We start from the raw sequence: 24,255 nt of genomic DNA, 5'->3' as shown, positions 1-24,255 counted from the left end.
GCCGGAGGGCGGCTGCGGGTGGTTCGTGGTTGCTCGCGCAGTTCCCCGCGCCCCCTTGGGTGCGTCCGCTGCACGTACCTAAGGGGGCGCGGGGAACTGCGCGACCAGCCCCCGACTACCCGCAGCCGGCTGAAACCAGATCCACCTACGGCGAGGCACCGATGCTGAGACGCGGCACCCTCCTGACCCGCCCCGAACTCGACGACGACCCCCTGCACAGAACCCTCCTCGACCTCCGCCCCACCCAGCAGCTCCACGGCCTCGGCGCGGGCCGCACCCGCCCCGCCTGGGAACCCGTGGCCGACCTGCTGCGCGCCACCGGACGCGACTGGGACCGCCGTACCCACCGGGTCTCCGTCCTCGCCCAGTGCCTGCCGGCCGCGGTCTCCGACAGGTGGGCCACCGACCGCCCCGACGACGGAGACGCCCTGGTCCTGCGCGCCTTCGTCCTGTCGGCCCGCGCCCCGGCCGAGGGACACTCCGCGATACGCCGGGCCGAGCAGACGTGTCTGCGCGCCGCCGCGGCCTGCCCCGAGGACCCGACGCCCTGGCTGGCGCTGCTGTCCCTGATGCACGCCTGCGCCGTACCGGTGCACGACGCCGTGCCGGTGTGGACCCGGGCCGTCAACCGCGCGCCCTGGCACCGGACGGCCTATCACCTGATGCTGCGGTACCTGTCGCCGCGCGGGCACGGCGCGGTCCCCGACATGATGGACTTCGCCGGGCAGGCCGCCTCCCAGGCACCGCACGGGTCCCCGATCGCCCTGCTGCCGGTCGCGGCCCGCGTGGAACTCGTCGCCCACCGGCAGCACCGGACGGGCGTCGCCGCGCTCGGCGCGAGCGGCCACTGGAACGAACCGAGGGCGGTACGGGAGATCGACACGGCCCTCTCCCGCTGGTTCCTCACCGCCGCCGTCCCGCACGCCGAAGCCGTCATCGACCTCAACGTGCTCGCCTTCGCCCTGACCCGCGCCCACCGCCCGGCCGAGGCGGGACAGGTCTTCCGGCGCATCGGCCGCCACATGACCCGCCACCCGTGGGAGCTGCTGCCCGAGCCGGAACGCACCTTCGTCTACTGGCGCGACCGGCTGACCGGCCGCCGCCGCAAGGAAGAGCGCGGGGGGTAGCCGGTGACGCTACACCGGGGCCGGCGCCGTCTCCGTCTCCTGCGCTGCCGCCGCACGATCCCGTTCCCGGGCCTCGCGGCGGGCCAGGACGAACCAGCCGACCGGGACGCCCGCCGCGAACAGCCACCACTGGATGGCGTACGCGTAGTTCAGCGGAGCGTTCTCGTTGCCGGGCTTGCCGATCAGCTCCGGGGTGTCGTCCCTGGGCTCGGGTGCCGTCTGCACGATGTAGCCGCCGAGCACCCGGGCGTCGAGGCGCTGCGCCTCCTGCCCGCTGTTGATCAGCATGACCTGCCGGTCGGGGAGGCCCTTGAGGTTCTTGATGCCGCTCGCCTCGGTCGTCTCGTCCGGCATCAGCCGCCCGGTGACGGTGATCCGGCCGCTCGGCGGCGCGGGGACCTTGGGAAACGCCGTCTGGGTGGGGCCGTCGGCGGGGATCCAGCCGCGGTTGACCAGAAGCACCTTGCCGTCCGTGAGGACGAAGGGGGTCAGCACGTGGAAGCCGACTTCCTCGTCGGCGTTGACGCGCCGCCTGACGACGACTTCCCGGTCGGTGTCGAAGCGGCCCTCGGCGGTCACCGTGCGGTACCGCTCCTTGGAAGTGACGGTGTGTCCCGGGGAGGTCAGCTTCTCCACGGGCGCCGGCTGCGCGCCCAGTGCGTCGGCGACCAGCTGGTTGCGTGCGGAGCGCTCCTCGTAGCGATGCATCTGCCAGATGCCCAGCCTGATCATCGTGGGGATGAGGAGGAGGGCGACCAGCGTGAGGATCACCCACTGCCGGGACAACAGGAAGCGGTACACCCCACGACCGTACAACTCGGTCGTGGGGTGGTCTCAGGCGGGTCCGAGTCCGGGTGCGGGTCCGGGCCGGGGTCACACTTTGTCGACGATCCCCACCTTCCCCTCCTCGCGGGCGCAGTGGGCACCGCAGAACCAGTGGCCCTCGACCTCGACGCCCTGCCCGATGATCTGGACACGGCAGTGCTCGCAGATCGGGGCCATGCGGTGGATCGCACAGGAGAAGCAGTCGAAGACATGCACCGCGCCCTGCGCGTGCACCTCGAAGGTCATGCCGTAGTCGTTTCCACAGACTTCACATGTCGCCATGCGCCACAGGGTGAGCCGTCACCGCGGCCCGGGCGAGGGGGCTCCGGGCGAGTCGCGCGGCAATCACCCGTCCGTACGGTCACTGCTCCGAGGCCGGTTCCACATCCCTGAGGAGTTGCCCGAACGCCGCCTCGTCCACCACCGGCGTCCCGTACTGCCGGGCCTTGACCACCTTCGACGTGCCCGCGTCCGGGTCGTTCGTGACGAGCAGGCTGGTCAGCCGGGACAGGCTCGTCGACACATGCAGCCCCGCCTCGATCGCACGGTCCTCCAGCAAGTCGCGCTCGGTCGACGTGTCTCCGGAGAAGGCGACTCGCATGCCTTGTTTGAGCCTTTTGCCCTCTTCGTAGCGTCCCGGGTTGGGGTAGGGGCAGGCGGGCCTCTTCCGGGACGGGCGCCAACTGGTCGGCCGGTAGCTGCCGGTGCCGCCGTAACCGCCGTAGCCGCCCGCCTGCGGTCCGATCCGGGGCGTCGCCGTGTCCCGCCACTCGGTCAGCGGCCGGCACTCCTGCAGCGGCAGCCGCACGCTGCCCGCGGCGGCCGCCCGCAGGCTCGGCCGGAACGCCTCCGCCAGCACGCGCGCGTCGTCCAGCGCGTGGTGCGCGCGCTGCTGGACGACGCCGAAGTGCGCGGCCAGCGACTCCAGCTTGTGGTTGGGCAGCGGCAGCCCCAGCTCCTTGGACAGTGCGATGGTGCACAGCCGCTGCCGCACCGGGGCCTCGCGCTCCGCGCGCGCGTACTCCCGCGCGATCATCTGCCAGTCGAAGACGGCGTTGTGCGCGACGAGCACCCGGCCGTCCAGCCGGGCCGAGAACTCCTCGGCGATGTCCTGGAAGAGGGGAGCGCCCTCCAGCGCCTCGCTCGTCAGACCGTGGATCCAGACCGGGCCCGGGTCGCGCTCCGGATTGACCAGCGTGTACCAGTGGTCCTCGACCTCGCCGCGCGCGTCCAGCCGGTAGACGGCCGCGGAGATTATCCGGTCGTCCCGGGCCAGGCCCGTGGTCTCCACGTCAACGACCGCGTATCCCTGCGGATACGCGGCCGGCCACGCTGTGGGGGAGGACACTGCGGTCACATGGTCTTCGAGCATGGTCACTGAGGATACGGGCCGGGACTGACAGCCCTGTCCGTCAGGTGCCTTGCTCCGCCCGCCCGTTCGGACGCCCCGAACGCAGGGACGTCAACCGGTCGGCGCGCAGGCGGGGTTGCCGTGCCCGGCTGAGCCGAATGCCGGCCCGGGAGCGTCGGTACGTCCCTGATGTCCCCCGCGATGCAATTCTCCGCATGTGACCGAAGCAACGCATGACGAGGCCCACGGCGGCGCCCTGGGCGAGCGGCTGAACTGGCTGCGGGCGGCCGTCCTCGGGGCGAACGACGGCATCGTGTCGACCGCGGGGCTCGTCGTCGGCGTGGCCGGCGCCATGGACGACCGCGCGGCCCTGCTCACGGCCGGACTGGCCGGGCTGCTCGCCGGGTCGATGTCGATGGCGGCCGGTGAGTACGTCTCGGTGTCCACGCAGCGCGACTCGGAGAAGGCCGCGTTGGCCGTCGAGAAGCGGGAGTTGCGGGAGCGGCCGGAGGAGGAGCTCGCGGAGCTGGCGCAGTTGCTGGAGCGCCGCGGGCTGTCCCGGGAGGTGGCCCTGGAGGCGGCGGTCCAGCTGACGGAACGGGACGCGCTGAAGGCGCACGCGCGCGTGGAGCTCGGTATCGACCCGGACGAGCTGACCAACCCGTGGCACGCGGCGTGGGCGAGTTTCCTGGCGTTCACGGCCGGGGCACTGCTGCCGCTGCTCGCGATGGTGCTGCCCCCGGCGGACTGGCGGCTCGCGGTCACCGTCGCCTCCGTGCTGGCCGCCCTCGCCCTGACCGGCTGGAGCAGCGCCCGCCTCGGCGCCGCCGCTCCGGCGCGCGCGGTGCTGCGGAACATGTCGGGCGGCGCGCTGGCCATGGGCGTCACCTACGCGGCCGGGTCGCTGCTGGACGCGGCGGGCGTGTAGCGGCGGCCCGCGGGAGTGCGGTCGCCGCTGGTGCCGCGCCGATCCAGCAGGTCACCGGCACACCCGGAGCCCTCGGAGCGCGCCGGGCGCCGAGGGCGGCGTACGGTGGGGTACGCGCTCGACCACCCCCCGAGCGCACGCACGACCAGAGACGAGAAGGACCCTCGCCATGCGCGCCACCACCATCCACGCCCCCTTCGACATGCGCGTGGAGGACGTGCCCGACCCGGTGGTGCAGCAGCCCACCGATGCCGTCGTCCGGGTCCTGCGCGCCTGCATCTGCGGCAGCGACCTGTGGGCGTACCGGGGCGAGGCGGCCCGGCAGCCGGGTCAGCGCATCGGACACGAGTTCCTCGGCCTCGTCGAGGAGACCGGCTCCGAGGTGACCGGCGTGCGGCGGGGCGACCTCGTCGTCGCACCCTTCATGTGGTCCGACGGCGTCTGCGACTACTGCCGCGAGGGCCTCACCACCTCCTGCGAGCACGGCGGCTTCTGGGGCTCCGTCGGCTCCGACGGCGGCCAGGGCGAGGCCGTGCGCGTCCCCTACGCCGACGGCACCCTGGTACAGCTCCCCAAGGACGCCGCCTCCGACGACCACCTGCTGTCCGCCCTGCTGACCCTGTCCGACGTCATGGGCACCGGCCACCACGCCGCCCTCGGCGCCGGGGCCCGCCCGGGCGCCACGGTCGCCGTCGTCGGGGACGGTGCCGTCGGGCTGTGCGCGGTGCTCGCCGCCAAGCGGCTCGGCGCCGAGCGCATCATCGCGCTGGGCCGCCACCAGGTCCGTACCGACATCGCGCGCCGCTTCGGCGCCACCGAGGTCGTCGCCGAACGCGGGGACGCGGCCGTGGAGGCCGTACGCGAACTCACGCGCGGACAGGGCGCACACGCCGTCGTCGAGGCCGTCGGCACCGAACAGTCCATGCGCACGGCCGTCGACATCACCCGCGACGGCGGCACCATCGGCTGGGTCGGGGTACCGCACGGCAGCGGTACGGGACTCGATCTGAGCGTCATGTTCGACCGCAACATCGCGCTGCGCGGGGGAGTGGCACCGGTCCGCGCGTACCTCCCCGAGCTGCTGCCCGACGTCCTGGACGGCACGATCGACCCGTCGCCCGTCTTCGACCTGACCGTCGGCCTGGCGGACGTTCCCGCCGGCTACAAGGCGATGGACGAGCGCACCGCGCTCAAGGTGCTCGTCACCAACTGACGCTCGCCAGTGCGATGACGGGCGTTCACCAGCGGATCGGCACCGGCAGCGCCGTCAGCAGCCCCGACAGCGCGACCACCACTCCCAGGGCGACGACCTCCGCCCGCGCGGGGGAGCAGGCGGTCAGCGGGTCGGGGGCCCGGCGCAGCCGGATCCGCGCCCACAGGGCGAGCACCGCCACGGCCGCCACCAGGATCACCTTGGCCAGCAGGGCGCGTCCGTACGCCGTCTCCGTCAGCTGCTGCAGGACCGTGTCCGACGGCATCCGGCGCAGCGAACTCCACACCCCTGTCGCCGTGATGGCGCCGAGCAGAACGGCCGCCAGGCGCGCGTAGAGCCCCAGAAGGGCCGCGCCCGCCTCCCTCGCGCCCCACCCGCGCAAGGTCCGCAGGACGTACAGCAGCCCGCCGGTCCAGAGCGACGCGCAGGTCAGGTGCACCAGCGTCAGCCCGGAGCCCAGCAGTGGACCGTGCTCGGTCGTCGGGTGCGCCCGCAGCGCCTCGGCGACCACGACCGCTGTCAGCGGCCAGACCTGGGTGGCGGGCCGGCGCGAGAGGGCGCACAGCCCGGCCACGGCGAAGGCGTTGACCTCCAGCAGCGCGAGCTTGCCGTCGCGCGACGCGTAGAGGCCGCCGACGTCGAGGTCGGCGGGGCTGTGCGGCACGAGGTTGCCCGTGGACACGACCGAGGCGAGGCCGAGGGCGGCGACGAAGCCGGCGGCGGCCGCGTGCGGTGCCCAACTGCGGGGCATGGCCGGGGGAGCGCCGGGCACGGAACGGGCCAGCCGGTTCGCGAACAGCTCGCCCAGCGGGACGCACAGCGCCGCGAACATCATCGTACGCAGCAGTGCGATCCCCGCGGTGCCGGGCGCGGCGGCCTCCCCGGTGCCGCGCAGCGCGGCCGACGGCCCCAGCAGCGGGATGAGCGCCGCCAGCCCCACCAGGACGAGAACGGCGACGGCCCGGCCCACGCCGGGGCGGGATCTGGGCCCACTCCCGTCGGACGGGGCAGGGGACGGGTTCGCCGACGTCACCTGGGGATCTTCACAAAGCATCACAGATTCGGGCAAGTAGCGGAAAACAAGTGGGGTATGGCATTCCGCCGAGGAGTACGGCTCGGCTGACCCCGCCGCTCAAGCCCAGCCCGCCGCATCCGCCCCCCAAACCCCGGGCGGCCGCGCCCAGTCGACCGGACCGCCCGCGAACGACACCGGAGACAGGGCGTACCGCAGTCGCCCGAGCGTGCTGTCCCGCTCGGTGAGCCAGGCGTCGGGCCCGTCGTACGCCAGGGTGCCTTCCTGGCCGGGCTCGATCCCGTTCAGCAGCCACTGCGCCGTGCGCGCCAGAGACAGCCGTAGGCACCGGCCGTACCCCTGCTCCCGCTGTTCGGTCAGCGCCCGCAGTACGGCCGCCGCCAGCAGATACCCCGTCCCGTGGTCGAGGGCCTGTGCGGGCAGCGCTCCGGGCCGCTCCGCCGAACCCTCGATCGCGGCGACGCCGGTGGCGGCCTGCACGAGGCTGTCGAACCCGCGCCGCTCGCCCCACGGCCCGTACGAGCCCCACGCCGACAACTGCGCCACGATCAGCCCGGGCCGCCGCTCGGCCAGCTCCTGCGCCGACAACCCGAACCGGTCCAGGCAGCCCGGCCGGTATCCGGTGACGACGACGTCCGCCGCCGCGAGCAGGTCCTCGAAGGCGCGCCGGCCGGCCACCAGGTCGAGCGTCGCCGACCGCTTCCCGAAGCCCGTGTCGGTGTGCTGATCGGCCAGTTCGGGCAGCTGGGGTGCGTCCACGCGCAGGACGTCCGCGCCGAGCAGCGCGAGCGTGCGGGTGGCGACCGGTCCCGCGATGACCCGTGTGAGGTCCAGTACGCGTACTCCGGCGGCGGGCAGCAGGGGGGAACCGTCGAGAGGCGGGAGCACGCGCGCGCGTGCCGTGGCCGGCCGTTCCTGCTCGACCAGTGGCCGCCGGGCCACCGCGGCGGCCTGCTCCTCGGCCGCCCACTCCTTGGGGGAACGCAGTGCGACGGCCAGCCCGCCGGCCGCGTACACGGCCTCCTCCACCTCGCGCGCGGAGCGCTCGGCCAGGGCCGCCGCCACGGCGTCCGGATCCTCCTCCGGCACACCCAGCGCGGCCAGCAGCCGGGCACGGTGATGCGGATAGTTCGCATGCGTGCGCACCCAGCCGTCCGCCGTCCGCCAGAAGCGCGACAGCGGCGCGAAGGCGACCGGTGCGCGCCCGTCGACCAGCAGATGCCGTTCACTCACGAACGCCGTGGCGATCGCACCGTCGTCCAGCCGTACTTCCGGCACCTCGGCGAGCCCGGCCCGCCGCGCCCCCAGCTCGGCGGCGGCGAGCGCACACGCGCTCACGCAGGCGCGCGCCAACTCCCTTACGGGAAGGCGCGCACGAAGCGCGCCTTCCCGCACCACGGACGACACCCGCGGGAGAAGGGCGGGATCTCCGCCCACCGCGGACCAAGCGGACCTGACTCCAGTCATGACTGCACTATGCAGTGTTGACTAGATCAACATGTTGACCGGAGTGCGCCCGCCGTCCATCCGGCCTGCCAATCAGTCAACGGCCTTCAGCGCGTTGACGATGCCGAACCCGTAGAAGCCGTTGTACCGCTTGCCGCCCTCGCACACGGCGTCCTGCGTGCCGTCGCCGTCCTGGTCGTACGACTCGGGGCAGCCCGGGTTGTCGGCCTGGGCCTTCAGCAGCGCCTGCAGCTGGGACGGAGTCGCGTACGGGTACTTCGACTTCAGCAGCGCGGCGACGCCGGCGGCGTGCGGGGACGCCATCGAGGTGCCCTGCAGCCAGCCGTACTCGCCGTTCGGCATGGTGGACAGGATGCGGCCGTTCGCCGAGGGGGTGTCCGTCGGGATCTGGAACTTCCGGTCGCCGCCCGGGGCCGCGATGTCGATGACGCCGTAACCGTAGGTCGAGTAGTACGACTTGAGGTTCTTCACGCCCGTCGCGCTCACCGTCACCACGCCCGGCAGCTGGGTCGGCACGTCGAAGCACGTGTGCGGGTCGATCGTGCGGGGGACCGGCGTGGCGTCGTCGGGGCTGGTGTCGTCCACGATGGCGTCGGAGTCCAGGTCGTGGTTGGAGTTGCCCGCCGAGGCCAGGTTCAGCGTGCCCTTCTTCTGGGCGTACAGCTGGGCCCGGTTGACCGCGTCGACGATGGCCTTCTGGTCCGGGTCGTCCATGCAGTTGTACAGCCACGGGTCGACGTAGTAGCTGTTGTTCGTGATCTCCACGCCGTGGTCGGCGGCGAACACGAAGGCGCAGACGACGTTCTCCGGGTAGAAGAGACCGTTCTTGGGGTCGCTCACCTTGATGCCGGCGACCTTCACACCGGGCGCGACACCCGCGACACCGATGCCGTTGCGGGCCGCGGCTATCTCACCGGCGACGTGCGTGCCGTGGTAGTCCTCGGCCGGGTTGTACGGACGCCAGGCGCCCGGGGTGGTGTCCGCGACACCGCCGACGCAGTTGGCCGACTGGGAGGCGGAGAAGTTCGGGGCCAGGTCCGGGTGGGTGTCGTCGACGCCGGTGTCGATGACGGCGACGGTGACCTTCGAGCTGCCCGGGTTGATCTTGGCCGCCTTGTCGGCGCCTATCGCCCGCAGGTCCCACTGGTCGGCCTCGAGCGGCTCGCTGCCCTCGGTCGCCGCGGACGCGCTCGCGATCTTCGCGTTCTGCGCCTTCGACAGCTTCTGCGCCGGGCCGTCGTCCGTCGTACCGGCGGCGCTCAAGGGGGCCGTACGGGTGGCGCCCGCGGACTGCACCCCGCGCACCGCGCGTATCTGGGCGCCGAAGGACGGGTTCGCCGAGTGGACGACGATCACGCCGATCTTCGCGTACGTGGCGACGACGGTGCCGTCGGCCGCGGCGATCGCCTTCTTCACCGACTCGATCGTGCGGTGGTCCGTCCTGGTGTTGACGACATACGCCAGGTTGGGAGCGTCCGCGGCCTGCGCGGCGGGCTCCGCGAGCGGTGCGGCCGAGGCCGCCGCCGGCAGGAAACCGAGCGAGGCGGTCAGCGACAGAACAAGGGGTACGGCGACGCCGAGCCGGCGTCTGGACCGCAGATGAACCATGGGTTCTCCACATCATCCGGAACGGGAAAACTGCCCGAGGCGTGGATGGGACGCGGGCAGGTACATGCCAGTGGTGCAGGAGCGAAGCTATCCCCGATCTTCCTGGCCAGCAATCACTGATCCGAGCGACTTCGGAAAGAACCCCCCGGAGTTGAACCGGTCCTCGCGTGGCGCCGTGACCTTGTGAAGGAGGCGCGAGCAGGATCGAGCCCCCTGTCGGATCACGCGCTGTGGCCCTACCATCACCACCCGGCTCACGTGATCCACGTCACTGCGAGGAACAGAGCCGCCATGCCCGTACCCGATTCGTCCCCACCCCCTGACCCGTCCCCCACCCCCCATCCATCCCCGTCCACTGTCGCAACAGCGCCCGCAACGCGAGGAGACTCCGTGGCTACCGACGCACCGCCCCCCTCGAAAGAGCAACACAAACTCCCCTCCGCCGAGGAGTTCGCCGAGGTGCAGCAGAGTGCGGAGTTCGGTGAACTGCGCCGCTCCTACCGCTCCTTCGCCTTTCCGCTGACCGTCGCCTTCATCGTCTGGTACCTGCTGTACGTCCTGCTCTCCAACTACGCGGGCGACTTCATGGGCACCAAGCTGTTCGGCAACATCAACATCGCACTTGTCTTCGGTATCGCCCAGTTCATCACCACGTTCCTCATCGCCTGGTGGTACGCGCGGCACGCAGGCGCCAAGCTCGACCCCAAGGCCGAGGCCATCAAGACCCGTATGGAGGGCGGCGCATGAGCCCCGCGATGACCCAGGTCCAACTCGCCGCCAACGAGGCCAGCGAGCACCGGCCGCTGATCATCACCCTGTTCGCGTGCTTCGTGGTCGCGACCCTCTTCATCACCGTCTGGGCGGGCCGCCAGACCAAGGACGCCGCCGACTTCTACGCGGGCGGCCGGTCGTTCAGCGCCTTCCAGAACGGCCTCGCCGTCTCCGGCGACTACATGTCCGCCGCGTCCTTCCTCGGGATCGCGGGCGCCATCGCCCTCTTCGGTTACGACGGCTTCCTGTACTCCATCGGCTTCCTGGTCGCCTGGCTGGTCGCCCTGCTCCTGGTGGCCGAGCCGCTGCGGAACTCCGGCCGCTACACGATGGGTGACGTCCTCGCGTACCGCATGCGCCAGCGCCCCGTGCGCACGGCGGCCGGTACGTCCACGATCGTCGTGTCGATCTTCTACCTGCTGGCCCAGATGGCCGGTGCCGGCGTCCTGGTCTCGCTGCTGCTCGGCATCACCTCCGACGCGGGCAAGATCCTCATCGTCGCCCTCGTCGGCCTCCTGATGATCGTGTACGTCTCCATCGGCGGCATGAAGGGCACCACCTGGGTCCAGATGGTCAAGGCCGTGCTGCTCATCGGCGGCACCATCCTGATCACCTTCCTGGTGCTGCTGAAGTTCAACTTCAACATCTCCGACCTGCTCGGCAAGGCCGCCGAGAACAGCGGCAAGGGCGCGGCCTTCCTGGAGCCCGGCCTCCAGTACGGCGCGACCGGCACCTCCAAGCTCGACTTCATCTCCCTCGGCATCGCCCTGGTCCTCGGCACCGCCGGCCTGCCGCACATCCTGATCCGCTTCTACACGGTGCCCAACGCCAAGGCCGCCCGTAAGTCGGTGAACTGGGCGATCGGCATCATCGGCGGCTTCTACCTGATGACCATCGCGCTCGGCTTCGGCGCCGCCGCGCTGATCTCCCAGGACGAGATCATCGCCTCCAACCCGTCCGGCAACACGGCGGCCCCACTGCTCGCCCTGCACCTGGGCGGCGTCGACTCGGCCTGGGGCGCGATTCTGCTGGCCACCATCTCGGCGGTGGCCTTCGCGACGATCCTCGCGGTGGTCGCCGGCCTCACCCTGGCCTCGTCCTCGTCGTTCGCCCACGACATCTACGCGAACGTCATCAAGAAGGGACAGGCCACCGAGAAGGAGGAGGTCAGGGCCGCCCGCCTCGCCACCATCGGCATCGGTGCCGTCTCCATCCTCCTCGGCGCCCTCGCCCGCGACCTCAACGTCGCCGGCCTGGTCGCCCTGGCCTTCGCCGTCGCGGCCTCCGCCAACCTGCCGACGATCCTCTACAGCCTGTTCTGGAAGCGGTTCACCACCCAGGGCGCCCTGTGGTCGATCTACGGCGGTCTGATCGTCGCCGTCGGCCTGGTGCTGTTCTCGCCGGTCGTCTCCGGCGACCCGAAGGCGATGTTCCCGGACGTCGACTTCGCCTGGTTCCCGCTGAAGAACCCGGGCATCATCTCCATCCCGTTCGGCTTCCTCATGGGCTGGCTCGGCACGGTCCTGTCCAAGGAGGAGCCCGACGCCAAGAAGTACGCGGAGCTGGAGGTCCGGTCCCTGACCGGCACCGGCGCCCACTGAGCACGCCCCCTGGGCACCCCCTGGGCACACCCCCTGAGCGGCCGCGTCGTAGGTCTCTACGACGCGGCCGCGTCTTACCTCGTGGGATCGGGCTGGTGTCGCTGTCAGTGCCGTCACGTAGGCTCACAGGTGACGGAAGAAGATTCTGGTCCGTGACGAGGGAGGGGGCCCACGTGCTCATCGACACCTACGGCCGGGTGGCCACCGACCTGAGGGTCTCGCTGACCGACCGCTGCAACCTGCGGTGCACGTACTGCATGCCCGAGGAGGGCCTGCAGTGGCTGGCCAAGCCCGACCTGCTCACGGACGACGAGATCGTCCGCCTGATCGACATCGCGGTCACCTCCCTCGGCATCGAGGAGGTCCGCTTCACCGGCGGTGAGCCCCTGCTGCGCCCCGGCCTGGTCGGCATAGTCGAGCGCGTCGCCGCCCTCGAACCCCGCCCCCAGATGTCCCTGACGACGAACGGCATCGGCCTCAAGCGCACGGCGGCCGCCCTGAAGGCCGCGGGCCTGGACCGGGTCAACGTCTCCCTGGACACCCTGCGCCCCGACGTCTTCAAGACCCTCACCCGCCGCGACCGCCACAAGGACGTCATCGAGGGCCTGTACGCCGCCCGGGACGCCGGCCTGACCCCGGTCAAGGTCAACTCGGTCCTGATGCCGGGCCTCAACGACGACGAGGCCCCGGACCTCCTCGCCTGGGCGGCGGAGCACGACTACGAACTGCGCTTCATCGAGCAGATGCCCCTGGACGCCCAGCACGGCTGGAAGCGCGACGGCATGATCACCGCCGGCGACATCCTGACCTCCCTGCGCACCCGCTTCGAGCTGACCCCCGAGGGCGCGGAGAAGCGCGGCTCGGCTCCCGCGGAGCGCTGGCTTGTCGACGGCGGCCCCCACGTCGTCGGCGTCATCGCCTCCGTCACCCGCCCGTTCTGCTCGGCCTGCGACCGCACCCGCCTGACGGCCGACGGCCAGGTCCGCACCTGTCTGTTCGCCACGGAGGAGACGGACCTGCGCGCGGCCCTGCGCTCGGGCGCCCCCGACGAGGAGATAGCCCGCATCTGGCGCTTGGCGATGTGGGGCAAGAAGGCGGGGGCGGGCCTGGACGACCCGAGCTTCATCCAGCCGGACAGGCCGATGTCAGCGATCGGTGGCTGAAGAGGGCTCTTCCCACTCCTTCAGCAGGACGACGTCCTTCAGGAACCCCCGCACCCCGAGGAACTGGGACAGATGCTCCCGGTGCTCCTCGCACGCAAGCCACGTCTTGCGCCGCTCCGGCGTATGAATCTTCGGGTTGTTCCACGCCAGCACCCACACGGCGTCGGCACGGCAGCCCTTGGCGGAGCAGATCGGCGTCTCGTCACTCACAGCTTCGTCTCACAAGTTCGCACACAAAAAGGCGACGCCGAGCAGCCACGGGGGGAGCTGCCCGGCGTCGGTCCATCGCTCCGACGGGGGATGCGGAGCGTCCACGAAGTATGTCACGGGTAACCCGTCCCCCGGCACCGGAACAACACTATTGATCTGAGCTTTTCCTGAGCTTGGCGCGGATCCGACTCCGGAGTCCCCTGCTCCGGATGATCACGCCCCGTCGCCCGGTTTGCTTTGTGCGCCCGGCGCGGGGTCACCCGCCACATCTTCCGGGACCGGTTCCGTGAAACCGTCGTTCGTCCGCGGCGGCGTGATCATCGGCCGCATCGGCGCCATCACGAACGTCGACGGCAGGGACGGCGCATTCTCCCGTCCGGCGTTGGCGATCACCACCGCGATGTACGGAAGGACCGCCCCGAGCACCAACGCCACGATCGCGACGTGCCGTTCGACGTTCCACAGTGATGCCGCGAGGATCACCGACACGGTACGGATCGACATCGAGATGACGTACCGGCGCTGCCGGGCGCGCACATCGTCCTGAAGACCCGCCCTGGCCCCGGTGATCCGGAAGACCTCGGTGTTGCCCGCGTGCAGCTTCCGCATCACATTCCACCATCCGCCCGCATCGGACTCTCCCCCTGCCCGTACCCGTCCGCCCCCGGTCGGGAGCCCGGGCCGGGACACCTTCCACGGTACGCCTCGCCTCCGCCGCCTACGAGACCGGGGCCCCTGCCACCTGGGGGAACGCGCTCAGCCGTAACGCGTAGAGCCATACCCGGCATGCGGCGTAAGGCGCCTGGGCCGACACTGGCCTTAGTGCTCACGTCGAGCCGTACGAGGAGGCCACCATGGGCTGGTTGTGGGCGATCATCGTGGGACTCGTGCTCGGCCTGGTCGCCAAAGCCGTCATTCCGGGGAAGCAGCACATCCCTCTGTGGCTGACCACCATTCTGGGCATGATCGGGGCCATCGGGGGCAACGCGATCGCGCGGGCGGCAGGTGTCGACGCGACCAGCGGGATCGACTGGTGGCGCCACGCGTTCCAGCTCGTGGCCGCGGTCATCCTCGTCGGCCTCGGCGACAGGGCGTACACGGCGGCCCGGGGCAGCAGGCGGAGAGCCTGACGGTGCATACGGCGAACGGGACGGCCTCCGGCACCGGAGCCGCCCCGTTCATTACGTCCGCTCAGCCGCCGGTCACTTCGACCGCCGCCAGGTTCTTCTTGCCCCGCCGCAGCACCAGCCACCGCCCGTGCAGCAGGTCCTCCTTCGCGGGCACCGCGTCCTCGGAGGCGACCTTCACGTTGTTCACGTAGGCGCCGCCCTCCTTCACGGTGCGCCGGGCGGCGGACTTGCTGGCCACCAGGCCGACCTCGGCGAACAGGTCGACGACCGGGCCGAGCCCGTCGACCTGGATGTGCGGCACCTCGGAGAGGGCCGCCGCCAGCGTCCGGTCGTCCAGCTCCGTCAGCTCGCCCTGGCCGAACAGGGCCCTGGACGCGGCGATCACGGCTGCCGTCTGCTCGGCACCGTGCACCAGCGTCGTCAGCTCCTCGGCGAGCGCGCGCTGCGCGGCACGGGCCTGCGGGCGCTCCTCGGTCTGCTTCTCCAGCTCCTCCAGCTCCTCACGGGACTTGAAGGAGAGGATGCGCATGTAGGTGGAGATGTCCCGGTCGTCCGCGTTCAGCCAGAACTGGTAGAAGGCGTACGGCGTCGTCATCTCCGGGTCGAGCCAGATGGCGCCGCCCTCGGTCTTGCCGAACTTGGTGCCGTCCGCCTTGGTCATCAGCGGCGTCGCCAGCGCGTGCACGCTCGCGTGCGGCTCCAGCCTGTGGATCAGGTCCAGACCCGCCGTGAGGTTGCCCCACTGGTCGCTGCCGCCCTGCTGGAGCGTGCAGCCGTGCCGCCGGTACAGCTCCAGGAAGTCCATGCCCTGCAGCAGCTGGTAGCTGAACTCGGTGTAGCTGATGCCCTCTTCGGACTGCAGACGACGGGCGACCGAGTCCTTCGTCAGCATCTTGTTGACGCGGAAGTGCTTGCCGATGTCCCGCAGGAACTCGATGGCCGACATGCCGGCCGTCCAGTCCAGGTTGTTCACCATCACGGCGGCGTTCTCGCCCTCGAAGGACAGGAACGGCTCGATCTGCGCGCGCAGCCGCGTCACCCAGTTCGCGACCGTCTCCGGGTCGTTCAGCGTGCGCTCGGCCGTCGGGCGCGGGTCGCCGATCTGGCCCGTGGCGCCGCCCACCAGGGCCAGCGGGCGCAGGCCCGCCTGCTGCAGGCGGCGCATGGTGAGGACCTGGACCAGGTGGCCGACGTGGAGGCTGGCCGCGGTCGGGTCGAAACCGCAATAGAACGTGACGGGACCGTCCGCGAGCGCCTTGCGCAATGCGTCCTCGTCAGTGGACAGGGCGATCACGCCGCGCCACTTCAGCTCGTCGACGATGTCCGTCACGGTTCTCGTGTCTCCTTGATGATCTTCGGCCGGTCGGATGACAGCCGATTCCGAACGCCTACGAGGTTATACGCCCTGACTGACAGAGCTCATGTTGAAATCGGGGACGCGCAGCGCGGGCATCGCCGCCCTGGTGAACCAGTCGCTCCACTCCCTGGGCAGCGTCTTCTCCGTCCGCCCCGCCTCCGTCGCCCGCCCCAGCAGGCCGACCGGCGACTCGTTGAACCGGAAGTTGTTGACCTCACCGGTCACCTCACCGTTCTCGACGAGGTACACCCCGTCCCGGGTCAGGCCCGTCAGCAGCAGCGTCGCCGGGTCGACCTCGCGGATGTACCAGAGGCAGGTCAGCAGCAGTCCGCGCTCGGTGTTCGCGACCATCTCCTCGATGGAGCGGTCGTCCCCGCCGTCCAGGATCAGGTTGTCGATGCCCGGCGCCACGGGCAGACCGGTCAGCCCGGCGCTGTGCCGGCTGGTCATGAGGTGCTTCAGCTCGCCCTCGCGCATCCACTCGGTGGCCGCGAGCGGCAGACCGTTGTCGAACACGGACGTGTCACCCCCGGAGGAGTGCGCGATCACGAAGGGCGCCGACTCCAGGCCCGGCTCGTTCGGGTCGCTGCGCAACGTCAGCGGCAGCTCGCTCAGCTTCTCGCCGACGCGGGTCTTGCCGCCGGGCTTGGAGAACACCGTCCGGCCCTCGACCGCGTCCCGCCCCGACGCCGACCACATCTGGTAGATCAGCAGGTCGGCCACGGCGGTCGGCGGCAGCAGCGTCTCGTACCGGCCCGCCGGCAGCTCGAGGCGCCGCTCGGCCCAGCCGAGGCGTACGGCCAGTTCGGCATCCAGGACCGTCGGGTCCACGTCCTTGAAGTCCCGGGTGGAACGCCCCGCCCAGGCCGAGCGCGTACGGTCGGGGGACTTGGCGTTCAGCTCCAGCGTCCCGTTGGGCTGGTCGTGCCGCAGCCGCAGCCCCGTGGACGTGCCCACGTACGTCGACACCAGCTCGTGGTTGGCGAAGCCGTACAGCTCCCGCCCGCCCGCACGCGCGCGTGCGAACGCCTCGCCGAGCGCCGGAGCGAAGTCGGCGAACACGGTGGACGACGTCTCGGCCGGGCCGTCGGTGAAGTCCGGCGCCGCCGGTACGTCCGTCACCAGCGGCTGCGCGTCCTCGGCGGGCCCGGCACCGCGCGCGGCGGCCTCGGCGGCCCGCACGAGCGGCTCCAGCTCGTCGGCGGTCACCGCGGACCGGGAGACGACCCCGGAGGCCGTCCCTTCCTTGCCGTCCACGGTCGCGACGACGGTGAGCGTCCGCCCGCGCGTGACGCCGTTCGTGGTGAGCGCGTTGCCCGCCCAGCGCAGATTGGCGGTCGACTGCTCGTCGGCGATGACGACACACCCGTCCGCCCGCGACAGCTCCAGGGCCCGCTCGACGATCTCGTGCGGCTTGTTGGTACGGGCGCTCATCGACCGGCCTCCTGGGTGGTGTTGAGGATGTTGACGCCCTTGAAGAGGGCCGACGGGCAGCCGTGCGAGACCGCCGCGACCTGGCCCGGCTGGGCCTTGCCGCAGTTGAAGGCACCGCCCAGGACGTACGTCTGCGGACCGCCCACCGCGGCCATCGAGCCCCAGAAGTCGGTGGTCGTCGCCTGGTAGGCGACGTCCCGCAGCTGTCCGGTGATCCGGCCGTTCTCGATCTTGAAGAACCGCTGCCCGGTGAACTGGAAGTTGTAGCGCTGCATGTCGATGGACCAGGAGCGGTCGCCGACGACATAGATGCCGCGGTCCACGCTCCCGATCAGGTCCTCGGTCGACATCCCGGCCGGATCCGGCTGCAGCGACACATTGGCCATGCGCTGCACCGGCACATGGCCGGGGGAGTCGGCGAACGCGCAGCCGTTGGACCGCTCGAAGCCGGTCAGCTTCGCGATCCGCCGGTCCAGCTGGTAGCCGACGAGGGTGCCGTTCCTCACCAGGTCCCAGGACTGGCCCTCGACGCCCTCGTCGTCGTACCCGATGGTCGCCAGACCGTGCTCGGCGGTGCGGTCACCGGTGACGTTCATCAGCTCGGAGCCGTACCTGAGCTTGCCGAGCTGGTCGAAGGTGGCGAAGGAAGTGCCGGCGTAGGCGGCCTCGTAGCCGAGGGCGCGGTCCAGCTCGGTGGCGTGGCCGATGGACTCGTGGATGGTCAGCCACAGGTTGGAGGGGTCGACGACGAGGTCGTACGGACCCGGCTCCACGCTCGGCGCCCGCATCTTCTCGGCGAGCAGCTCGGGGATGCGCGCCAGCTCGTCGTCCCAGTCCCAGCCGGTGCCGGTCAGGTACTCCCAGCCGCGTCCGACGGGCGGCGCGATGGTGCGCATGGAGTCGAACTCGCCGCTCGACTCGTCGACCGACACGGCGGTCAGCTGCGGGTGCAGCCGTACCCGCTGCTGGGTGGTCACGGTCCCGGCGGTATCGGCGTAGAACTTGTTCTCATGGACGGTGAGCAGCGAGGCGTCGACGTGATTGACCCCGTCCGCCGCCAGCAGCCGCGCGCTCCACTGCTCCAGCAGCCCCGACTTCTCCTCGTCCGGCACGGTGAACGGATCGATCTCGTACGACGAGATCCACGTCTTCTCGGCGTGCACCGGCTCGGCGGCGAGCTCCACCCGCTCGTCCGACCCGGCGGCCTTGATCACCTGGGCGGAGAGCTTCGCCATCGCCACCGCCTGCGACGCGACCTTGGCGGCGGCGTCCAGGGTCAGATCCACGCCGGACGCGAAGCCCCAGGTCCCGCCGTGCACCACGCGCACCGCGTACCCGAGGTCGGTGGTGTCCGACGACCCGGCGAGCCGGGCGTCCCGCAGCCGCCAGGACGCGCTGCGCACCCGCTCGAACCGGAAGTCCGCGTGCTCGGCGCCCAGCGCCCGCGCGCGTGCCAGCGCGGCGTCGGCCAGGGCGCGTAGCGGAAGCGCCGTAAAGGCTTCGTCGATCGTATGAGGCACGGAGGTCTCCCTGCTGTCGTGGCCTGTCGGCTCCGATCATGTCGCGCGGGCGGTGCCGTGGACCACACGTTTCCGGCGAGAGTCCGCACGTTTCTGTAGGGATCCGACAGTGACGCCCCTACGCCACTGTCGGTGCCCGAATGTCCGCCGCCGGGGGCGGACCGATAGGTTTTCGGGGAAGCCGCCTGCCATCCAGGTGTTCGGGCGGGTGTGTCAGACCCCTATCGAAAGGGTGATCCGTTGAGCCGCTCGGTTCTCGTCACCGGAGGCAACCGGGGCATCGGCCTCGCCATCGCCCGCGCTTTCGCCGACGCCGGCGACAAGGTCGCCATCACCTACCGCTCGGGCGAGCCGCCGGCCGGCTTCCTCGCGGTGAAGTGCGACATCACCGACCCCGAGCAGGTGGAGCAGGCCTACAAGGAGATCGAGGCCGAGCACGGCCCGGTCGAGGTCCTGATCGCCAACGCCGGTGTCACCAAGGACCAGCTCCTGATGCGCATGTCCGAGGAGGACTTCACCTCGGTCATCGACACCAACCTCACCGGCACCTTCCGCGTCGTCAAGCGCGCCAACCGCGGGATGCTGCGGGCCAAGAAGGGGCGTGTCGTGCTCATCTCCTCGGTCGTCGGTCTGTACGGCGGTCCGGGCCAGGCCAACTACGCCGCCTCCAAGGCCGGTCTGGTCGGCTTCGCGCGCTCCCTCGCCCGTGAGCTGGGGTCGCGCAACATCACCTTCAACGTCGTCGCGCCCGGCTTCGTGGACACCGACATGACCAAGGTCCTCACCGACGAGCAGCGCGAGAACATCGTGAAGCAGGTGCCGCTCGGCCGGTACGCGCAGCCGGAGGAGATCGCCGCGACGGTGCGGTTCCTCGCCTCGGACGACGCCTCGTACATCACTGGAGCCGTCATCCCCGTTGACGGCGGACTGGGAATGGGTCACTGATCACCATGAGCGGAATTCTCGAGGGCAAGCGCATCCTGATCACCGGTGTGCTGATGGAGTCCTCCATCGCCTTCCACGCCGCCAAGCAGGCCCAGGAGCAGGGCGCGGAGGTCATCCTGACCGCCTGGCCCCGGCCCACGCTGACCGAGCGCATCGCCAAGAAGCTGCCGAAGCCGGTCACGGTCCTGGAACTCGACGTCTCCAACGACGAGCACCTCGCCCGCCTGGAGGGCCAGGTACGCGAGCACCTGGGCGACCGGCTCGACGGCATCGTGCACTCCATCGGCTTCGCGCCCCAGGACGCGCTCGGCGGCAACTTCCTCAACACGCCGTTCGAGTCCGTGGCCACCGCCATGCACGTCTCCGCCTTCTCCCTGAAGTCGCTGACCATGGCGCTGCTGCCGCTGATGACCGAGGGCGGCTCCGTCGTCGGCCTCACCTTCGACGCGCAGTTCGCCTGGCCGCAGTACGACTGGATGGGCCCCGCCAAGGCCGCCCTGGAGGCCACGAACCGCTACATGGCGCGTGACCTCGGCAAGCACGACATCCGCTGCAACCTGATCTCGGCGGGCCCGATCGGCTCCATGGCCGCGAAGTCCATCCCCGGCTTCGCCGAGCTGGCGTCCGTGTGGGACAGCCGCTCCCCGCTGGAGTGGAAGCTGGAGGACCCGGAGCCGGCGGGCAAGGGCATCGTCGCCCTGCTGAGCGACTGGTTCCCGAAGACCACCGGCGAGATCATCCACGTGGACGGCGGCCTCCACGCCATCGGCGCCTGATCCCTCGGTACGTCGTCGACGCCCCGTTTCCGCACTGCGCGGGGAGCGGGGCGTCACCCGTTCGGCCTACCCGGCCGGGCGGGGGAGACCCACAACTGCGCACTCTGGATTACGCGTTCACTACGCGAGCCCCTCCCCAGTACGGCCGAGGAGGTCCCCTTGTGCGCTTGTCCCACAGCCTGGCCTCAACGACCGTCGCCGTCGCCCTCCTGCTGCTCGTGTCCTACGAGGCGATACCCCACGCGCGCGTGCATGCCGCGGACGGGGAGTCCGAGGAGCCGTTCGGCGCCGCCTGCCGGGTCCGCGTCTCCGGCTCCCATGTGACGGCGTACTGCCACAACCCCTATCCGGACCCCGACCGGGTGACTCTGCACGTCGAGTGCGCCCGCTGGTGGGACCTCGACAGCGACAGCTCTCCGGTGGAGGCGGGGCCGGCGCAGACCGTGCGGCTGACCGGGCGCTGCTGGAAAGAGGTCGGCTCGGTGTGGATCAGTCACCGTCGGGAGCGCTGAAGCGCCCCGGACGGCACAGGAACGGATAGTCGGCCGCCTCCGCCGCGGCCGCCCCCGCGTCGCCCGCGCGGATCGCGTCGACCAGCCGCGCGTGGTCCATGTGCGTCTCCGGCGTCAGCTCCTCGCCGACGTCCTCGCGCAGCCAGTCCCGCAGCACCTCGCCCAGGTCGGCGTACATCGCGGTCATGACGTCGTTGTGGGAGGCCGCCACCACCGCCAGATGGAAGGTCGCGTCGGCCGCCACGAACCTCTCCGCGTCACCCGACTCCCAGGCCTCCTCGCGCCGCACCAGCAGGGCGTCCAGCTGCTTGAGGTCCTTCTCGGTGCGCCGCTCGGCGGCCAGCTTCGCGGCGGCCGACTCCAGCGTGGAGCGCAGTTCGGCGATGTGCCGGGGGTCGGCGTCGGCGAAGCGGCGGTGCATGACCCCGGCCAGCTCGCTGGTCGCCGCGACATAGGTGCCGGAGCCCTGGCGGATGTCCAGCAGGCCGTTGTGCGCGAGCGCGCGGATGGCCTCGCGGACCGTGTTGCGGGCCACGCCGAGCTGCTCGACCAGCTCGGGCTCGGTCGGGATGCGCGAGCCGACCGGCCATTCGCCCGAGGTGATCTGGGTTCGCAACGCCGCGATGACCTGCTCCGACAGGGCCGAGCGGCGGGGGTGGCTCAGGGGCATGGCACACCTTCGCACGGGAGGGCCGGGAGCGCGTAGCCCCGGGGTGGACAGTCAATCATCCTATGATTCTATGATGGGTCTCATGGCAAGCGAGGAAACCCGGACGGTGACGTCCATGCGGATACGCACTTCTGAGACTCTCCCTGCTTCCGAGCCCGCCACGCGCGCGTGGACGATGCGGCTGATCGTGCTCGGCATCGTGCTCACCGCGCTGAACCTCCGCCCCGCCATCACCAGCCTCGGCGCCCTCCTGGAGGAGGTCCGCGACGGGCTCGGCATGAGCGGCAGCGTGGCCGGACTGCTCACCTCCGTGCCCCCGCTGTGCTTCGCCGTCTTCGGCGTCGCCGCCCCGCGCCTGGCCCGCCGCTTCGGCCCGGGCGCGGTGGTGTGCGCGGGCATGGTCGCCATCACCGCTGGCCTGCTCGTACGGCCGTACGCGGGAGGTACGGCCGGCTTCCTGGCCGCCAGCGCGGTCACCCTCATGGGCATCGCGGTCAGCAACGTCCTGATGCCGGTCATCGTCAAGCGCTGGTTCCCCGACCGGGTCGGCTCCATGACCGGCCTGTATTCGATGGCCCTCGCGCTCGGCACAGCGTCCGCCGCCGCGGTGACGGTGCCCATGACCGAGGCGCTGGGCGGGAGTTGGCAGACCGGGCTCGCCGTGTGGGCCGCGCTCGCTGCGGCGGCCGTACTGCCGTGGATTCCCTTCGTACGGGGCCGTGGGGCGGCGGTACGGGACCGTGGGGCGGCGCCTGCCGCCTCCGCACCAGAGCACCACGCGCGCGTGGACGCGCCCGCGCTGCGCATCACCCGGAGCCGCACCTCCTGGGCCCTCGCCGTGTACTTCGGGCTCCAGGCCACCGGCGCCTACATCACGATGGGCTGGATGGCGCAGATCTTCCGCGACGCGGGAGTGCCCGCCGGCACGGCGGGGCTGCTGCTCGCCGTCACGATGGTGATGGGCGTGCCGCTGGCCTTCGTCATCCCGCGCGTCGCCACCAGGCTGCCGCACCAGGGGCCGATCGTGCTCGTGCTGGGCGCCTGCGGCCTCGCCGGTTACGCCGGCCTGTATCTCGCCCCGGCCGCCGGCTCCTGGGCCTGGGCCCTGCTGCTCGGCGTCTCCAACTGCTCCTTCCCGCTGGCCCTCACGATGGTCGGCATGCGGGCCAGGACCAGCGCGGGAGTGGCCCAGCTGTCGGGGTTCGCGCAGAGCACCGGCTATCTGCTCTCCATCCCCGGCCCGCTCCTGGTGGGCGTGCTCTACCAGCACAGCGGCGGCTGGGGGCTGCCGATCGCGCTCATGGCAGGCCTGATGATCCCGCAGATGGCGGTCGGCATGCTGGCGGGCCGCAACCGCACGGTGGAGGACGAGGCGGCCCGCTGAGCCGCACCCCGCGGGGTCGCGCCGGAGCGGAGGGTGCGAGACTGGCCGTATGTCGCCCGTGCTCGACCCGAACCCCCAGAACGGCCAGAAGAAGATGCTGCTCGTCTTCGGCGCGTTCTTCGCCATCTTCGTGATCATCGCCGTCATCGCGACGATCGCCTCTCCCTGACGGGGGAACGCACTGCGCACGTTCCTGACGCACGCCCCTGACGCACGCCCCGGACACAGGCCGGCATGCCGATGGTGGTGCTAGCCCCACCATCCCCTAGGGGGCGAGTGTCAGGGTCAACTGGGTGGATCACCGGATGGGTTGAGGGCCCGGAGTTCCGTAGCTTCGAAGTGTGACCGCGAGAGGCGGACACGGACCGCTCGAAGACTCACGGAGGCATCATGTCGGCCCGCACGCACACCCCGCCCCACCCGGCGTCCACGGGCCGTGCCGACATCCGGCTGCCCTGGTGGGCTCTCGCCCTGCCGACGCTCGCCTTCGTCACTCTGCTGACGCTGATACTCAACCCCTCCGACGCACAGGCGGCGACCGCCGAGCCCGCGATCACCCAGCTCTTCGAGCGCATACAGCAGCTGATCATGCGCTGAGCACGGGCGGAGCCGCCCGTCAACTCCCTGCGCCCCATGGCCTGTTTCATGCGAAGCTGGGACTCATGAGCGTCGCAGAATCCCGCAGGATTGTCCTCTTCCGGCATGCGAAAGCCGACTGGCCACAGGTGACCGATCATGAAAGGCCGCTCGCCGACCGGGGCCGAAAGGACGCGGCAGAGGCCGGACGCAGGCTGGCCGACACCGACATCCCCTTCGACCTGGCCCTGTGCTCCACCGCGACCCGGACCCGGGAGACCTGGAAGCTCGCCGTCCATGAGTTCCCGCACCGGCCGAAAACCATCTACGAAGAGCGGGTCTATGAGGCCTCGCCCGGCGAGCTGATCGCCTTGCTCAACGAAACCCCCGACGACGTGCAGAACGTCCTGCTGATCGGCCACAACCCGGGCGTGCAGGGCCTCGCCGAGATCCTCTCCGGCTCGGCCGAGGACGAGGCGCGCGAGCGGATGAGCCGCCGCGGCTTCCCGGCCGCCGCCTTCGCCGTCCTCTCCTTCAGCGGCACCTGGAAGACGCTGGAGCCCGGCGTGGGCACGCTGCTGGACTACTGGGCTCCCTCGGAGTGACCGACCCATGCCCGGGGCCCGGCACCGGCGTGGTGCCGGGCCCCGGGCA

26 protein-coding genes are annotated in these 24,255 nt (G+C 71.1%); 14 read left to right on the top strand and 12 right to left on the bottom strand.

Going from position 1 to position 24,255, the window contains the following annotated elements; all coding sequences use genetic code 11:
* Positions 1-161: 161 nt before the first annotated feature.
* On the top strand, positions 162-1,127 hold the full coding sequence (locus ACIBU0_RS22290; protein WP_398820948.1) for a hypothetical protein: 966 nt from the start codon (positions 162-164) through the stop codon (positions 1,125-1,127).
* Between the two features lie 9 nt (positions 1,128-1,136).
* On the opposite strand, the gene ACIBU0_RS22285 is transcribed toward ACIBU0_RS22290, so the two are convergent.
* The 3 genes from ACIBU0_RS22285 to ACIBU0_RS22275 all read right to left on the bottom strand — a co-directional run bounded on the left by ACIBU0_RS22285 (position 1,137) and on the right by ACIBU0_RS22275 (position 3,324).
* Positions 1,137-1,928, bottom strand: coding sequence for an SURF1 family protein (locus ACIBU0_RS22285; RefSeq protein WP_398820946.1), 792 nt, complete (start codon positions 1,926-1,928; stop codon positions 1,137-1,139).
* 72 nt (positions 1,929-2,000) lie between these two features.
* Positions 2,001-2,234: a hypothetical protein gene (locus ACIBU0_RS22280; RefSeq protein ID WP_398820944.1), complete on the bottom strand. Its 234-nt coding sequence runs from the start codon at positions 2,232-2,234 to the stop codon at positions 2,001-2,003.
* A gap of 79 nt (positions 2,235-2,313) precedes the next feature.
* Positions 2,314-3,324 carry a DEDDh family exonuclease gene (locus ACIBU0_RS22275; protein ID WP_398820942.1) on the bottom strand — a complete coding sequence of 337 codons (1,011 nt, stop codon included), beginning with the start codon at positions 3,322-3,324 and terminating at the stop codon, positions 2,314-2,316.
* A gap of 196 nt (positions 3,325-3,520) precedes the next feature.
* On the opposite strand from ACIBU0_RS22275, the gene ACIBU0_RS22270 reads away from it, so the two are divergent.
* Together ACIBU0_RS22270 and ACIBU0_RS22265 are read left to right on the top strand one after the other, a co-directional pair.
* The gene (locus ACIBU0_RS22270; protein WP_398820940.1) at positions 3,521-4,231 is read left to right on the top strand and encodes a VIT family protein; all 711 of its coding nucleotides are present in this window, start codon (positions 3,521-3,523) and stop codon (positions 4,229-4,231) included.
* A 169-nt stretch (positions 4,232-4,400) separates the two neighbouring features.
* Positions 4,401-5,444 carry a zinc-dependent alcohol dehydrogenase family protein gene (locus ACIBU0_RS22265; RefSeq protein ID WP_398820938.1) on the top strand — a complete coding sequence of 348 codons (1,044 nt, stop codon included), beginning with the start codon at positions 4,401-4,403 and terminating at the stop codon, positions 5,442-5,444.
* Positions 5,445-5,469: 25 nt separating this feature from the next.
* Here the strand turns inward: ACIBU0_RS22265 and ACIBU0_RS22260 are convergent, their stop codons facing one another.
* The 3 genes from ACIBU0_RS22260 to ACIBU0_RS22250 form a co-directional block, all read right to left on the bottom strand.
* A complete protein-coding gene (locus tag ACIBU0_RS22260; RefSeq protein ID WP_398820936.1) occupies positions 5,470-6,498 on the bottom strand; it encodes a CopD family protein in 1,029 nt (342 codons plus the stop codon).
* 78 nt (positions 6,499-6,576) lie between these two features.
* Positions 6,577-7,944 (bottom strand): CoA transferase, encoded by a 1,368-nt coding sequence (locus ACIBU0_RS22255; protein WP_398820934.1) that lies wholly within the window; start codon positions 7,942-7,944, stop codon positions 6,577-6,579.
* Positions 7,945-8,016: 72 nt separating this feature from the next.
* Positions 8,017-9,552: a S8 family peptidase gene (locus ACIBU0_RS22250; protein WP_398820932.1), complete on the bottom strand. Its 1,536-nt coding sequence runs from the start codon at positions 9,550-9,552 to the stop codon at positions 8,017-8,019.
* A 390-nt stretch (positions 9,553-9,942) separates the two neighbouring features.
* Here ACIBU0_RS22250 and ACIBU0_RS22245 point away from each other — a divergent pair, with 390 nt between their 5' ends.
* The 3 genes from ACIBU0_RS22245 (at position 9,943) to moaA (ending at position 13,087) form a co-directional block, all read left to right on the top strand.
* Positions 9,943-10,299 (top strand): DUF485 domain-containing protein, encoded by a 357-nt coding sequence (locus ACIBU0_RS22245; RefSeq protein WP_398820930.1) that lies wholly within the window; start codon positions 9,943-9,945, stop codon positions 10,297-10,299.
* Positions 10,296-11,924, top strand: coding sequence for a cation acetate symporter (locus tag ACIBU0_RS22240; RefSeq protein ID WP_398820928.1), 1,629 nt, complete (start codon positions 10,296-10,298; stop codon positions 11,922-11,924). Before ACIBU0_RS22245 ends, ACIBU0_RS22240 begins: the two co-directional genes overlap by 4 nt.
* A gap of 173 nt (positions 11,925-12,097) precedes the next feature.
* On the top strand, positions 12,098-13,087 hold the full coding sequence (moaA, locus tag ACIBU0_RS22235; RefSeq protein ID WP_398821726.1) for a GTP 3',8-cyclase MoaA: 990 nt from the start codon (positions 12,098-12,100) through the stop codon (positions 13,085-13,087).
* On the opposite strand, the gene ACIBU0_RS22230 is transcribed toward moaA, so the two are convergent.
* Entirely contained in the window at positions 13,070-13,297 is a 228-nt protein-coding gene (locus ACIBU0_RS22230; protein ID WP_398820926.1) for a hypothetical protein, read from the bottom strand. The genes moaA and ACIBU0_RS22230 overlap by 18 nt on opposite strands.
* Positions 13,298-13,510: 213 nt before the next feature.
* The gene (locus ACIBU0_RS22225; RefSeq protein ID WP_398820924.1) at positions 13,511-13,906 is read right to left on the bottom strand and encodes a DUF3099 domain-containing protein; all 396 of its coding nucleotides are present in this window, start codon (positions 13,904-13,906) and stop codon (positions 13,511-13,513) included.
* 245 nt (positions 13,907-14,151) lie between these two features.
* Between ACIBU0_RS22225 and ACIBU0_RS22220 the strand changes: the two genes are divergently transcribed.
* Positions 14,152-14,427 (top strand): GlsB/YeaQ/YmgE family stress response membrane protein, encoded by a 276-nt coding sequence (locus ACIBU0_RS22220; protein WP_398820922.1) that lies wholly within the window; start codon positions 14,152-14,154, stop codon positions 14,425-14,427.
* Between the two features lie 61 nt (positions 14,428-14,488).
* Here ACIBU0_RS22220 and tyrS read toward each other — a convergent pair whose 3' ends face one another.
* From tyrS to ACIBU0_RS22205, 3 genes are all read right to left on the bottom strand, one after another.
* On the bottom strand, positions 14,489-15,757 hold the full coding sequence (gene tyrS, locus ACIBU0_RS22215; RefSeq protein ID WP_398820920.1) for a tyrosine--tRNA ligase: 1,269 nt from the start codon (positions 15,755-15,757) through the stop codon (positions 14,489-14,491).
* Between the two features lie 66 nt (positions 15,758-15,823).
* A complete protein-coding gene (locus ACIBU0_RS22210) occupies positions 15,824-17,218 on the bottom strand; it encodes a metallopeptidase TldD-related protein (RefSeq protein WP_398820918.1) in 1,395 nt (464 codons plus the stop codon).
* The gene (locus ACIBU0_RS22205) at positions 17,215-18,738 is read right to left on the bottom strand and encodes a TldD/PmbA family protein (RefSeq protein WP_398820916.1); all 1,524 of its coding nucleotides are present in this window, start codon (positions 18,736-18,738) and stop codon (positions 17,215-17,217) included. Before ACIBU0_RS22205 ends, ACIBU0_RS22210 begins: the two co-directional genes overlap by 4 nt.
* Positions 18,739-18,978: 240 nt before the next feature.
* Here ACIBU0_RS22205 and fabG point away from each other — a divergent pair, with 240 nt between their 5' ends.
* From fabG to ACIBU0_RS22190, 3 genes are all read left to right on the top strand, one after another.
* Complete coding sequence (gene fabG / locus ACIBU0_RS22200; RefSeq protein ID WP_398820914.1) at positions 18,979-19,683, top strand: 3-oxoacyl-[acyl-carrier-protein] reductase; 705 nt, start codon at positions 18,979-18,981, stop codon at positions 19,681-19,683.
* Between the two features lie 5 nt (positions 19,684-19,688).
* Positions 19,689-20,459 (top strand): enoyl-ACP reductase FabI, encoded by a 771-nt coding sequence (fabI, locus tag ACIBU0_RS22195; protein ID WP_398820912.1) that lies wholly within the window; start codon positions 19,689-19,691, stop codon positions 20,457-20,459.
* 161 nt (positions 20,460-20,620) lie between these two features.
* Complete coding sequence (locus ACIBU0_RS22190; RefSeq protein WP_398820910.1) at positions 20,621-20,971, top strand: hypothetical protein; 351 nt, start codon at positions 20,621-20,623, stop codon at positions 20,969-20,971.
* Here ACIBU0_RS22190 and ACIBU0_RS22185 read toward each other — a convergent pair.
* Positions 20,949-21,641: a FadR/GntR family transcriptional regulator gene (locus tag ACIBU0_RS22185; protein WP_398820908.1), complete on the bottom strand. Its 693-nt coding sequence runs from the start codon at positions 21,639-21,641 to the stop codon at positions 20,949-20,951. The two genes, ACIBU0_RS22190 and ACIBU0_RS22185, sit on opposite strands and share 23 nt — an antisense overlap.
* Positions 21,642-21,711: 70 nt before the next feature.
* Between ACIBU0_RS22185 and ACIBU0_RS22180 the strand changes: the two genes are divergently transcribed.
* The 4 genes from ACIBU0_RS22180 to ACIBU0_RS22165 all read left to right on the top strand — a co-directional run bounded on the left by ACIBU0_RS22180 (position 21,712) and on the right by ACIBU0_RS22165 (position 24,206).
* Complete coding sequence (locus ACIBU0_RS22180; protein WP_398820906.1) at positions 21,712-23,025, top strand: CynX/NimT family MFS transporter; 1,314 nt, start codon at positions 21,712-21,714, stop codon at positions 23,023-23,025.
* A 49-nt stretch (positions 23,026-23,074) separates the two neighbouring features.
* On the top strand, positions 23,075-23,194 hold the full coding sequence (locus tag ACIBU0_RS22175) for an SGM_5486 family transporter-associated protein (protein WP_302001726.1): 120 nt from the start codon (positions 23,075-23,077) through the stop codon (positions 23,192-23,194).
* A gap of 221 nt (positions 23,195-23,415) precedes the next feature.
* Complete coding sequence (locus ACIBU0_RS22170; protein WP_398820903.1) at positions 23,416-23,622, top strand: hypothetical protein; 207 nt, start codon at positions 23,416-23,418, stop codon at positions 23,620-23,622.
* A 65-nt stretch (positions 23,623-23,687) separates the two neighbouring features.
* A complete protein-coding gene (locus ACIBU0_RS22165; RefSeq protein WP_398820901.1) occupies positions 23,688-24,206 on the top strand; it encodes a SixA phosphatase family protein in 519 nt (172 codons plus the stop codon).
* The last annotated feature ends 49 nt before the right edge of the window (positions 24,207-24,255 follow it).

The organism is Streptomyces sp. NPDC049627 (assembly GCF_044465645.1).
GTDB lineage: Bacteria > Actinomycetota > Actinomycetes > Streptomycetales > Streptomycetaceae > Streptomyces.
Note: the sequence above shows the minus strand (reverse complement) of the source record. Positions and strands in the feature narration are given on the sequence as shown.

Bases quoted from the DNA above. Each gene is read 5' to 3' on its own strand.
- ACIBU0_RS22165 (WP_398820901.1), top strand. From the start codon at position 23,688: ATGAGCGTCGCAGAATCCCGCAGGATTGTCCTCTTCCGGCATGCGAAA.
- ACIBU0_RS22290 (WP_398820948.1), top strand. From the start codon at position 162: ATGCTGAGACGCGGCACCCTCCTGACCCGCCCCGAACTCGACGACGAC.
- ACIBU0_RS22185 (WP_398820908.1), bottom strand. From the start codon at position 21,641: ATGCCCCTGAGCCACCCCCGCCGCTCGGCCCTGTCGGAGCAGGTCATC.
- ACIBU0_RS22210 (WP_398820918.1), bottom strand. From the start codon at position 17,218: ATGAGCGCCCGTACCAACAAGCCGCACGAGATCGTCGAGCGGGCCCTG.
- ACIBU0_RS22265 (WP_398820938.1), top strand. From the start codon at position 4,401: ATGCGCGCCACCACCATCCACGCCCCCTTCGACATGCGCGTGGAGGAC.
- ACIBU0_RS22275 (WP_398820942.1), bottom strand. From the start codon at position 3,324: ATGCTCGAAGACCATGTGACCGCAGTGTCCTCCCCCACAGCGTGGCCG.
- ACIBU0_RS22255 (WP_398820934.1), bottom strand. From the start codon at position 7,944: ATGACTGGAGTCAGGTCCGCTTGGTCCGCGGTGGGCGGAGATCCCGCC.
- ACIBU0_RS22250 (WP_398820932.1), bottom strand. From the start codon at position 9,552: ATGGTTCATCTGCGGTCCAGACGCCGGCTCGGCGTCGCCGTACCCCTT.
- ACIBU0_RS22280 (WP_398820944.1), bottom strand. From the start codon at position 2,234: ATGGCGACATGTGAAGTCTGTGGAAACGACTACGGCATGACCTTCGAG.
- fabI (WP_398820912.1), top strand. From the start codon at position 19,689: ATGAGCGGAATTCTCGAGGGCAAGCGCATCCTGATCACCGGTGTGCTG.
- ACIBU0_RS22240 (WP_398820928.1), top strand. From the start codon at position 10,296: ATGAGCCCCGCGATGACCCAGGTCCAACTCGCCGCCAACGAGGCCAGC.
- ACIBU0_RS22180 (WP_398820906.1), top strand. From the start codon at position 21,712: ATGATGGGTCTCATGGCAAGCGAGGAAACCCGGACGGTGACGTCCATG.
- ACIBU0_RS22225 (WP_398820924.1), bottom strand. From the start codon at position 13,906: ATGCGGAAGCTGCACGCGGGCAACACCGAGGTCTTCCGGATCACCGGG.
- ACIBU0_RS22170 (WP_398820903.1), top strand. From the start codon at position 23,416: ATGTCGGCCCGCACGCACACCCCGCCCCACCCGGCGTCCACGGGCCGT.
- ACIBU0_RS22175 (WP_302001726.1), top strand. From the start codon at position 23,075: ATGTCGCCCGTGCTCGACCCGAACCCCCAGAACGGCCAGAAGAAGATG.
- ACIBU0_RS22220 (WP_398820922.1), top strand. From the start codon at position 14,152: ATGGGCTGGTTGTGGGCGATCATCGTGGGACTCGTGCTCGGCCTGGTC.
- ACIBU0_RS22260 (WP_398820936.1), bottom strand. From the start codon at position 6,498: ATGCTTTGTGAAGATCCCCAGGTGACGTCGGCGAACCCGTCCCCTGCC.